Consider the following 9,114-nt stretch of genomic DNA (forward strand, 5'->3'; position numbering starts at 1 on the left):
AGAGCTTAGTTACGCTCAATATAGTCCCCCTCTTTAGCAAAGAGGGGAGTTACATTAATGCCGCCACTTACTGCGATACTCACCGTCAAAATCATCTACACTCTCCCACTCAATCGGGGCAGAGCTGCTGAGTGCATTTCGCCATAACATTTCCAACGCATCCGGACCATCATCGTGATCGGCTTTCGGAAAATGGCGAAGCTGGCTTTCAAGCGTAGATTGCGAGCGGTGCAACAAAATCAAACCGTTGGCAATATGCGGTTGCAAGCTCTCAATCCGTAACATCTTGTCACTGTTCGGCTTGGTTGCCGTTGCCGGCACCGGCTTACCACGCTGGGCAGAACGCTTGACCAGTTCCGTCTGCAAAAACTCCTGAAATTGCACCGTCTCCACAAACCAGCGGTGACAGTTATATTGCGAATGCAGTCTAATCACGTCCTCAATAATTAAATCCGGCAATCGTTTTTTAATTTGAGCCTCAACCACATAGAGCTTACCGCTCTCACGGTGATAACCGCCCACCAAAATTGCAGATGGGTCTCGGCTTGCTCCAGCCTTACCCATTGAAGGGTCTAATGCCCCAAAATAGATTAAGTTTTCGGGCAACTCCGTCCAGTATTGAATACTATTGGCAAAAATCGCATCATCACCCGAAACAGGGTCGTTTTGATACTCGGAGTCAAAAGAACTATGCCCATCACTAGCACGAATTTTCATTAAATAGAGAATAGGGCGAGCCAACCACGAAACGACAGCCCCTTTATCCATCTCAGCTTTATGTTGCTGATAGAATAGGTCTGAAAGCGTGTCATCATCGCCCTCTTCAGAAAGATAGATATTCTCCCATTCGTCCCATAACGCCATATTGTCGGGGAAGCGTAAAATCGCTTTAAAATGGGCTTTTTTCCAGCCTTTGGTGCTTAAAACTCGGTTAAGTACGCTGTCATAATGTAGAATTGTGCCGACATAAATTACATCAAACTTTTCACCTGCAGCACCAAGTTTTAAAACTGCTTTTAAAACCCAGTTATGCAATTTATTACGCTGTGCAGGTTTTTCTACGCTTTCATCATTCTCAATATCATCAAGCACTACTAAATCCGGACGATAAGCTCCGTGGCGACGACCACGCAATTTTTGCCCAGCCCCCACAGCTTCAACTTTTTGTTTTTTAGCCGTCATAATGACACCTGCACGCCAAACCTTGCCTTGTGCAACCTCCGGGAAATCAATTCTTAAACGAGGGTTAGATTCAATTTCCACTTTAATAGCTTCAAGCATACTGTATGCCTGTTCTTTGGTGTCCATCGCAATAATGATGTATCTTTTTAAATCACGGACTAAACACCACAGCGGGAATAATTGCGTACAAATCGTTGATTTTGCCTCGCCACGAGGGGCTGCAATCGCTTGGCGGACTGACTTAGAAAGATCACTTACCGAAAGCGGTAAATTCTCAAAGAGATAATGATGCAACTGTGATTTATGTTCAGACCGCACATAGTGTGGAAAATAAGCCTGCACAAAATACTCAAAGCCGTGAACAGGGTCTAAAACCTTTTGGCGGCGTTCGCTAATGGCTTGTGGTTTATCGTCCCAACCCTCAAAACTCGCTTCGATGTTTTGTTGTAACTGTCGCCGTAATTCTTCCAGTTCTTTTTCAAATTCTTTGATTTTCATAAATTACAAACAAACTGCGATAAGCAACAACCAGCCCCAACCGTCTGTACCGTTGAGCATTAGTTTTATTGCTCCGAGAATACAAGCAAGTTGGACAATCCAACGGAAAGAGTAATGCTTATGCACCACAGTTTGTTTTTTCTTAGCCATTACTTAAACTCCTTTTTAAACTGCACTTCTAAATCGTCCAGCATTTCTAAAAAGTCAGGTAATAAATGCGGTTTCTTGGTTTTGACGATATTCGCCATCATCTCAATCGCACGCATAGCGGTTGCCATTGCACTTGTTTCAGGCAATAGTTTCTTGCTCGATGCCGTCATCTTCGCAAACGAATCAGCCAGAGCAGCTAATGCTTCCACTTTCGCCTCAGTGGTCATTTTCGTGTTTTCCTCAAGCTCCGTCATCAACGTGCGGTACTTAATTAAAAAACCGGCTAACAAGCCTTGAGCGATATTCTCAATGCCACCACTTGCCATTGCTTGCACATCACGGGCTTTTTCCCAGTTATCGCCGTTCTTTTCAGCGTTGGCTTTCCAACGGCGAGCTGTGCCAAACGACACACCGGCACGCTCGGCTGCCATTTCGAGGCTTAAACGGTCAAACACATAGGCTTGCCTAACCGCTTTTTGTACTTCAACATCGTGTGCCATACGCCCTCTACATTCCAAATTTCAGGCGTAACAACTCAAAACCCACAGCAACAATGCCGCCACCCAAGCCACCGGCAACCACGGCATCACGGCGGTTTTTGCGTGCCATTTCATTCACTAAACGATTAGTCGCTTGGATTTCACGGTGTAAGCGTTCGATTTCTTCGTTTTGTTTATCCACCTTATCGTTAAGCTCATTTAATCCACCTAAAATCAGGTCTAATTTTTCCGAATCGGTTTGCTTTTGTTTTTTACGGCTCATTACTTATCCGCCTTTTTATCAAGTTTTTGGTTTACTTCTTTGAGCGAGTCTAAAATATCGTCTAGCTTTTCCTTAATCCCTCTATTCACTTCGTGGGCAAGCTCTTTGGATTGATATTTGCTCTCCATTTCTGCTTTTAGCTCTTTTACCGTTTGCTCATTGCGGTTGATACGATCAAATATGACCTTGCCTACAAACGCCACTAACGGAGCAACTACAAAAGAGATCAGCATCTGAAACAGTTTTTCATCAATCATAACGCCCCCTTTTGGCTCGCCCGACCGGGTGTTGATTACCTTGTGCTGCCGCCGCACGCACCACGTTATGCAATTCTGCAAGGTCAGGTCGGCGGCGGTAAAAACGCCATTGTTGCCAACGCTGTCTGAGTGTTTTAATTAACTTCATTCTGGCAAACTTCCTCATAGGTCAGATTGTGTGCAAGCACTTGGCGTTTCGTTTCCATTGTGTCCGCACGGCTCGGATAAATCAGACCGAACGCCGTGCAACCCGTAGTCGTCACGGAAGTAACCGTGTTGGTGCAACCGCTCATCAACGGCACTAGGCTGAATACGGCGAGTTTCGTTAATGTGTTTTTGTTGAATTTGAGCATTTTTAACCTCTGCATTTTTTTGTTGAATTTCGACCGCTTGTTGCTGCTTTTCCGCCTTTAATGTAGCGGTAAGTTTCCGCTCCTGCTTTAATTGCCAGCCTTTAAAAAACGCATAGGCAATTACTGTGCCAATCACACCGATAAAACCGACAATTTGTTGAGTAATCATTCTTCATCTCCCTTTGTTCGGTCTTTTTTTAACGCACTTACCACGCCTTTTGTGGCAGGGCTGCCCAGCACACAAATACCGGCATAAGCAAACCACCAGTCGGAAATAAACGGCTTATCGTAAAGGTAGGCGTGAATTAAAATGCCCGACAGCACCAGCCAACTGATAAACTGAATAAAACCAGTCGTGCTGGCTGTGCCGTCTTTATTGGTAATTAAATCAAGTAAAAATTGTTTCACGATTATTCCTCCACCGTGTCTTTGGCAAAATAACGCAAATTGCCCGCCATTCGGTTAATCCAACCTCTACCAAAACGGTCAAAGTGTTTGAGCTTGGTGTAAAACTCAAGGCGTTCCGCTTGGAAAAGCAAGCCCACATCAGCCACTGAATAACGCTCAATCGCAGCCAAAGTCACTTTGCCGATAATGCCGTCATCAGCCACACCTACTGCTCGCTGTAACATTCGGCTAGCATTGCCCGAACCGTGGTTTACACACGCATCTAAAAACTGAAAAGCCAACTCAGGCGGGAACTGCTCACAGTTATAACGTTGCCAAAAGGCTTTGAGGTAAATAGTTTTCGCATCCGCACGGCTCATTGCACGCATAGAGCCGGTATAGCCATTCGCACGGGCAGTATGGATAGTGATACCCCAATTCGTTTCGCCACCGGGGTCTTTCGGGTCATTCACATAACCGCCCTCGTGTCCGATAAGACGGTCAAATGCAAGGTTAAAGTCAGCAATAGTTGCCTTGTTTTTGATAGGTTCAGTCATAAAAAAGCCTCTTTAAATTCAATGATGATTTAAAGAGACTTTAATGATTTAATGTAAGATAGGGGAGATGAAAGAGTTCCACAAATTAAAAAAGTGATGTTTGCGTAATAGGTTGCTTAGGTTTAGATTTTAAATACCTTACGGCATCCCACGCAATACGGTCGGACACACCGTATTTTGAGCAAATCTGCATAATTGCCAAACGACCGCTTATTCCCTCTTGTTCTGTCATTCGGCAATAATCGGTATAAATTCGCTCATTACGCAATAATCGCAAGGCTGTTTGGCAACGAGGCAAATAAGCTATATTAGATCTTAAGTAATCGTATAATTTTTCTGCATCTTCTTCTCCTAACACATCTTTAAGTTTTTCAAAATAAACCTTCCCCTTGGAAAACTGGAACGAAAAGCCTCCAAAGGCTTTAATCAGTTTCTCGGTTGCAGACAAGCCAATCAAATCAACAATTTCCTTTACAGATTCAGGCAAATAATGCTCAACACTTTCAAATTCAGACATAAAAATCCCCTTGAATAATTTCCACAAAAGCCATTATCCAAGGGGGTTATTCAAATCTGTAATACTTACTTAAAAATTTTTTTGCAAATTTTGCATAAAAAAAGACCGCTTGAAGCGGTCTTATACTTTAATAATAATTCCCATAGTTTATTCCGGAATAATCACCAGGGAATAAAGGAGGGACACTTGTCAAATTTCCTTTTTCATCAAAGCAACTTAAACCAGCCTTTTTTATAAATTCTAGATCTTTGTAGCTATGCCTTATAAATTCTGGGACATCTAGTTTAGGATGTGTTAGTGTTCTATCCAAAATTCTGTAGAGGTAATAATCCGACAAGTTATTCGAATAATATGTAAACCATTGTCCCAATATATTAATTTTATGATTTTTAACCGTATTCTCAAATTGATTTTTTACCTCAATGAATCTTTCTTCAAGGATTTCTTTCATCTCTTCGAGAGTAAAGTGTTGAGCAAATAGAGGATAAACTTCATCTTTTCTTGTAGGGATTTTTTGGGATAATTTATCTTTTAACAACTCTCTAAGTTGTGAAACTTTTACAAAAAGTAACGCACTTTCTAAATTATCAGGGATAGCTGGTTTATTTGCTAAAAATTGATATGCATATGGATAAATTTTATTCTCTTCACAAAACTCTCTGCAATTATCAAATAGCCTCCATTTGAAATCATCTAGCAAAAAAATAGCATGTAATTCTTGATAATCTACGCTCTCTGAAATAACTAGGGCATTATATAGCCTATCTCTTTTATCTTCTGGCATACTAAAACTATCAGATTCTAATAATTGAGAGAAGATAATTTCTTTACTTACTCGCTTTCTGACATTGTAATTATGTCTTTCAGGAATAGAATAATTGACTAAAAATTTCTCAAAAAGAGTTTTTATGGTCTCATCGTATGATGTCAATTCTGATTCTATTTCCTTAGGTGGCTCTTCAATATTTTGTATAGATGATGGTTTATTATCAAATAATTTTTTAATAAATGAGAACATCTTAACCCTCAATTCTCTGCCTGAATTGTTTAAAATCTACCACAAAAAAGCCCACTTTAAAAAGTGGGCTATGCAAAAAATAGTGTAAATTTTTAATTATCGACACAATTTAAGGCTGTTGCTGCATCATTTGCTTGTTTTTTAGTCGCACTGGCAATGATTGCGACAAGATGGGCTAAGCCACTCATTGAAATTTGGTCTTCGGTATTATCCAAAATTTCCAGTAAATGGCTTAAACTATACAAGCCACTTGCCAAATTTTCGGTATTTTGCACAATATCTTCAAATTCTGTTCTCATAACCCACTCCTTATTTGCCTAAATTTTCACGAATAACCGCACGCACGGCACTTTCTGAACGCCCCGATTGTTGCACAATTTGCCCTGTGCTTAATCCCTGCTGGTGCAGGCGGAAAATATGGCTTTTTTCTTCGGCACTTAGGCGTAGCTTGTACTTTTGCGGTTTCATCGCTTGTTTAAGCAGTTGGTTTTGGGTTTCGAGTAGCTCAATGTATTTATCGGTGCTGATTTCGATTGTGGCTTTGGGTTGGGCTTGTTTCAGGGCGTTGGCTTCTTTCTCCTTTTGGATAAAGTAACGGCGTGCCTGTTGCCCCAATTCGGAGCGTTCAAGCATACAGAGTTCTTTTGCCATATCGAGGGTGATGTGATAGTCAATTTTATTTTGACCGCCCCAAAAGCTGGCTAAACCTTTGCTTTTCTCGCTCGCCAAATTTGGCGAGCAAGTAAAATCTTCATTTTCAACAAAGCCGTAGCTTTCAATTCTTGATTTAATCCAGTTAGAAAAATCACGCCCAATCTGTAACATCTGATGTAGATCACGTGCATTAATTAGTAAGGTAGATTGATTTTGAAGAGAACCCGTAAAGGTTGCAATTTGGAAGTTATTCATTGTGTTTTTCCTTGAATTGGAAACCCTATTTTGAGTAGGGCGACCGACAGCTCAAAACTGCACAATAAACAGCGGAGTTATTCCCCTTTCGGGTCTTGTATTCCTCGCACTGTCGGTCATTGATTTAAATTATATTTATTTTTCTACACGGATATTCCGAAGCTCAAAGGCTTTCTGATATTCAGGCAAAAAAATAGCACATACTTTCAGCCGTGCAAGCTGTATTGTCGATTTTTGAGATCGTTGTCGAAAAATAAACTTTTTCCGCTTGACAGTCAAGCCCAAAAATCATAACTATGCAAAATATTTCGTAAAATTTATTATTCAGCCCTCCGCAGAAGGCTGTAAATAAATTCTATACACTCATTCCGTGCCTGTAGTTATAACTCGCCAACATCTGCACTAATTTATGCAACTGCTCATCGGTCAGCCATTGCACCCGCTCAATACCAAACGAGCGTTTGGCAATGGCGTGGGCGTAATCCCACGGCTTTTGGCTTTGATAAAGCAACGCCCCGATTTTATTTATCAACCCTTGCCGGTGAGGGGCGGTTTTACTTGCTGTTGGGCGTTTGCCGTATTTTTTCGACTTCACCACAAACCCTTTGGCTTTCATTGTTTGCAATACGGTCATTAATTCGCTGTCGGTCATCATTGAGCAGCTCGGCTTATCCACCGCTTCCAGCAATAGCATCTTGTAGGCGTTGTTATCCAGTTTTAGCTCATTTTTACCGATATGGATTTTCTGTATCATCTGCTTTCTAGTTTGCGGTTGCATTTTGCTTTTCCTCCTGCCATTTCAGCCAAATTTGATAACTTTCGGTGTTCTTAACGGCTTCCAGTTGCCCCATTTGCTTCATTCGTTCCACATACATCACCGCATCGTGTTTCTTTTGGTCTGCTTGGCGTTGCTGTTGCTCAAGGCTACTCACTGCTTTCGCTTCACTTCTTACTACTGCAAATTGTGGCTTCACGCTTTCATATACTTTCTTCAAGTAATTATGATTTGCCAGCGGCTCACATCTACCGGTTTCTCTACGATTTCGGCGGACTTGCTCCACCGTATCCATTAAGGCTTTTTCTAACACATTAGAGGGTGTATAAAGCTCCAACAAACTCTGCACAATTTTCAAGGCTCGGCTATTGGCAAGGCTGTTTTTCTGTGGCTTAAATAACCCTAAATAAGCCACCACTGCACGCCCACAATTCCCACCGATATTGACTATCGTATTTAACAACTCACGCCCCGCATCATCTTCAATCAACGCCTCCAGCGAGATTTCCGAATGGCAAATCGGGCATTTGCATAGTTTCATCATTCTGCTCCTTCTTCTATTGTTTCGAGATCAACCCAATAAGTTCGACTATCAGGGTATGGGTTATGCCAAGTTGCTGGAGTTATCTCGCAAATAACTAATTGTTGTAACACAATATCTCCCGATTTCTTTTTACATAACCGATATTCAGGCATTTTTTGATATTCCATTTTATGCTCCTATAAAACACATTATTCAGCCCACTTAAATAGGGGTTAAATGGGCTGTAAATGGGTTTTGCTTATTGACCAAATGAAAAACTCACATTCCCCATTCTTATGACATTCTGATCTTTATCAGTAATCTGTTGAATTAAGGCATAGGTGTGCGGTAACCTCCCTTGACCTTGCTCCGCTCTATATCTTCTTTCTAACTCTTCCCAATTTTCGGCAAATTCCGACCAAATTGGGCTGATTGCCTTCATCTTGTAAATATGGTTACGCATTTCTGGAGCGGCTTCTACCAACTGAAAACAAAGGCGGAAATCAGACACGTCGTGAGGGTAACCGCTACGACTTGGGATAACATCAAAACCAATTACAAATGCCATTGTTTTGCTACTTGTCCCTGTTTCACCATTTGCTAGCCATTTAATGATTTGTTGTTGCATTTCTGTCATTTTTTATTTCCCCTGTATTGCTAAAAACTCACTTTCTTTAATCTCAACCAATCCCTCTGCAATATCAGGAAATGGTTGATCATTTTTATCAATAGGCATTGGCACTTTAACCAGTAAGGTGTTTTCAAAAATGTCTGCTACGGCTAAATAACTTCGACCTGATGTTGGGGAATAACTAAAATCACTTGCAAAATAAAACATATTCAAACGCTTTAAGATGTAGGGTGAGAAATCACGATGTTGTTCATAAATTTCATTAATCGCTTTAAAATCTTCTGCAAGTTCTTTCCCTTTTTTGTAACGTTTATCAGGTTTGACGAGGTAAAACTCATCATCAAATTTACTGACCTTGAACCCTTTAACACCTAAAACTTGGCTAATATTGGTTGCTTTACAAGCAATCCCTATAACTATTCTATGAAACCAGCCTGACCTACTAATTAATCCATCATTGAAAGGATATTTTTCTAAAATAGCATTGAGCTTATCCTTGCGTTCTTCTTTAGATACTTGATAATCTGCATAAATGCTTTTTAGTGGCTCTTGGGTTATATCCCCTTTAAAAAATCTAAATTTCATTTTTAACTCC

18 protein-coding genes are annotated in these 9,114 nt (G+C 40.9%); all 18 read right to left on the bottom strand.

All coding sequences use genetic code 11. From position 1 onward, the window contains the following. Positions 1-54: 54 nt before the first annotated feature. Positions 55-1,680, bottom strand: a complete 1,626-nt coding sequence (gene terL, locus EDC41_RS09975; RefSeq protein WP_020831198.1) for a phage terminase large subunit — start codon at positions 1,678-1,680, stop codon at positions 55-57. Between the two features lie 3 nt (positions 1,681-1,683). Next, positions 1,684-1,830, bottom strand: coding sequence for a hypothetical protein (locus EDC41_RS13560; RefSeq protein ID WP_006251282.1), 147 nt, complete (start codon positions 1,828-1,830; stop codon positions 1,684-1,686). Next, on the bottom strand, positions 1,830-2,330 hold the full coding sequence (locus EDC41_RS09980) for a DUF1804 family protein (protein WP_006251281.1): 501 nt from the start codon (positions 2,328-2,330) through the stop codon (positions 1,830-1,832). The genes EDC41_RS13560 and EDC41_RS09980 overlap by 1 nt, the downstream gene beginning before the upstream one ends. Before the next feature lie 7 nt (positions 2,331-2,337). Continuing rightward, positions 2,338-2,592: a hypothetical protein gene (locus EDC41_RS09985; RefSeq protein WP_005606393.1), complete on the bottom strand. Its 255-nt coding sequence runs from the start codon at positions 2,590-2,592 to the stop codon at positions 2,338-2,340. Further along, positions 2,592-2,849, bottom strand: coding sequence for a hypothetical protein (locus EDC41_RS09990; RefSeq protein WP_005606396.1), 258 nt, complete (start codon positions 2,847-2,849; stop codon positions 2,592-2,594). Before EDC41_RS09990 ends, EDC41_RS09985 begins: the two co-directional genes overlap by 1 nt. After that, a complete protein-coding gene (locus EDC41_RS13565; protein ID WP_006251280.1) occupies positions 2,842-2,997 on the bottom strand; it encodes a hypothetical protein in 156 nt (51 codons plus the stop codon). The genes EDC41_RS09990 and EDC41_RS13565 overlap by 8 nt, the downstream gene beginning before the upstream one ends. 14 nt (positions 2,998-3,011) lie before the next feature. After that, positions 3,012-3,371 (bottom strand): DUF2681 domain-containing protein, encoded by a 360-nt coding sequence (locus tag EDC41_RS09995; protein WP_020831194.1) that lies wholly within the window; start codon positions 3,369-3,371, stop codon positions 3,012-3,014. Continuing rightward, complete coding sequence (locus tag EDC41_RS10000; protein ID WP_020831193.1) at positions 3,368-3,610, bottom strand: DUF2644 domain-containing protein; 243 nt, start codon at positions 3,608-3,610, stop codon at positions 3,368-3,370. Before EDC41_RS10000 ends, EDC41_RS09995 begins: the two co-directional genes overlap by 4 nt. Before the next feature lie 2 nt (positions 3,611-3,612). Continuing rightward, complete coding sequence (locus EDC41_RS10005; protein ID WP_006248646.1) at positions 3,613-4,146, bottom strand: glycoside hydrolase family 108 protein; 534 nt, start codon at positions 4,144-4,146, stop codon at positions 3,613-3,615. Positions 4,147-4,231: 85 nt separating this feature from the next. Further along, positions 4,232-4,663, bottom strand: a complete 432-nt coding sequence (locus EDC41_RS10010) for a hypothetical protein (protein ID WP_006251277.1) — start codon at positions 4,661-4,663, stop codon at positions 4,232-4,234. Between the two features lie 127 nt (positions 4,664-4,790). Further along, positions 4,791-5,681 carry a hypothetical protein gene (locus EDC41_RS10015; RefSeq protein WP_006251276.1) on the bottom strand — a complete coding sequence of 297 codons (891 nt, stop codon included), beginning with the start codon at positions 5,679-5,681 and terminating at the stop codon, positions 4,791-4,793. 92 nt (positions 5,682-5,773) lie between these two features. Then, the gene (locus EDC41_RS10020) at positions 5,774-5,980 is read right to left on the bottom strand and encodes a hypothetical protein (RefSeq protein WP_006251275.1); all 207 of its coding nucleotides are present in this window, start codon (positions 5,978-5,980) and stop codon (positions 5,774-5,776) included. 10 nt (positions 5,981-5,990) lie between these two features. Further along, positions 5,991-6,590, bottom strand: a complete 600-nt coding sequence (locus EDC41_RS10025) for a phage antirepressor Ant (protein WP_006251274.1) — start codon at positions 6,588-6,590, stop codon at positions 5,991-5,993. A 355-nt stretch (positions 6,591-6,945) separates the two neighbouring features. Next, positions 6,946-7,368: a gp16 family protein gene (locus EDC41_RS10030; RefSeq protein WP_020831190.1), complete on the bottom strand. Its 423-nt coding sequence runs from the start codon at positions 7,366-7,368 to the stop codon at positions 6,946-6,948. Then, positions 7,352-7,906 carry a hypothetical protein gene (locus EDC41_RS10035; RefSeq protein WP_006251272.1) on the bottom strand — a complete coding sequence of 185 codons (555 nt, stop codon included), beginning with the start codon at positions 7,904-7,906 and terminating at the stop codon, positions 7,352-7,354. Before EDC41_RS10035 ends, EDC41_RS10030 begins: the two co-directional genes overlap by 17 nt. Continuing rightward, positions 7,906-8,076 (bottom strand): hypothetical protein, encoded by a 171-nt coding sequence (locus tag EDC41_RS13570; protein ID WP_006251271.1) that lies wholly within the window; start codon positions 8,074-8,076, stop codon positions 7,906-7,908. Before EDC41_RS13570 ends, EDC41_RS10035 begins: the two co-directional genes overlap by 1 nt. 71 nt (positions 8,077-8,147) lie before the next feature. After that, a complete protein-coding gene (locus EDC41_RS10040) occupies positions 8,148-8,525 on the bottom strand; it encodes a hypothetical protein (RefSeq protein WP_006251270.1) in 378 nt (125 codons plus the stop codon). A gap of 3 nt (positions 8,526-8,528) precedes the next feature. Further along, positions 8,529-9,104: a DUF5420 family protein gene (locus EDC41_RS10045; RefSeq protein WP_006251269.1), complete on the bottom strand. Its 576-nt coding sequence runs from the start codon at positions 9,102-9,104 to the stop codon at positions 8,529-8,531. Between the last annotated feature and the right edge of the window lie 10 nt (positions 9,105-9,114).

Origin of the sequence: Mannheimia haemolytica, assembly GCF_004342115.1 — a bacterium.
GTDB classification, from domain to species: domain Bacteria; phylum Pseudomonadota; class Gammaproteobacteria; order Enterobacterales; family Pasteurellaceae; genus Mannheimia; species Mannheimia haemolytica.

Coding starts and splice junctions, on each gene's coding strand:
- terL (WP_020831198.1), bottom strand. CDS start 1,680: ATGAAAATCAAAGAATTTGAAAAAGAACTGGAAGAATTACGGCGACAG.
- EDC41_RS13560 (WP_006251282.1), bottom strand. CDS start 1,830: ATGGCTAAGAAAAAACAAACTGTGGTGCATAAGCATTACTCTTTCCGT.
- EDC41_RS09980 (WP_006251281.1), bottom strand. CDS start 2,330: ATGGCACACGATGTTGAAGTACAAAAAGCGGTTAGGCAAGCCTATGTG.
- EDC41_RS09985 (WP_005606393.1), bottom strand. CDS start 2,592: ATGAGCCGTAAAAAACAAAAGCAAACCGATTCGGAAAAATTAGACCTG.
- EDC41_RS09990 (WP_005606396.1), bottom strand. CDS start 2,849: ATGATTGATGAAAAACTGTTTCAGATGCTGATCTCTTTTGTAGTTGCT.
- EDC41_RS13565 (WP_006251280.1), bottom strand. CDS start 2,997: ATGAAGTTAATTAAAACACTCAGACAGCGTTGGCAACAATGGCGTTTT.
- EDC41_RS09995 (WP_020831194.1), bottom strand. CDS start 3,371: ATGATTACTCAACAAATTGTCGGTTTTATCGGTGTGATTGGCACAGTA.
- EDC41_RS10005 (WP_006248646.1), bottom strand. CDS start 4,146: ATGACTGAACCTATCAAAAACAAGGCAACTATTGCTGACTTTAACCTT.
- EDC41_RS10010 (WP_006251277.1), bottom strand. CDS start 4,663: ATGTCTGAATTTGAAAGTGTTGAGCATTATTTGCCTGAATCTGTAAAG.
- EDC41_RS10015 (WP_006251276.1), bottom strand. CDS start 5,681: ATGTTCTCATTTATTAAAAAATTATTTGATAATAAACCATCATCTATA.
- EDC41_RS10020 (WP_006251275.1), bottom strand. CDS start 5,980: ATGAGAACAGAATTTGAAGATATTGTGCAAAATACCGAAAATTTGGCA.
- EDC41_RS10025 (WP_006251274.1), bottom strand. CDS start 6,590: ATGAATAACTTCCAAATTGCAACCTTTACGGGTTCTCTTCAAAATCAA.
- EDC41_RS10030 (WP_020831190.1), bottom strand. CDS start 7,368: ATGCAACCGCAAACTAGAAAGCAGATGATACAGAAAATCCATATCGGT.
- EDC41_RS10035 (WP_006251272.1), bottom strand. CDS start 7,906: ATGAAACTATGCAAATGCCCGATTTGCCATTCGGAAATCTCGCTGGAG.
- EDC41_RS13570 (WP_006251271.1), bottom strand. CDS start 8,076: ATGGAATATCAAAAAATGCCTGAATATCGGTTATGTAAAAAGAAATCG.
- EDC41_RS10040 (WP_006251270.1), bottom strand. CDS start 8,525: ATGACAGAAATGCAACAACAAATCATTAAATGGCTAGCAAATGGTGAA.
- EDC41_RS10045 (WP_006251269.1), bottom strand. CDS start 9,104: ATGAAATTTAGATTTTTTAAAGGGGATATAACCCAAGAGCCACTAAAA.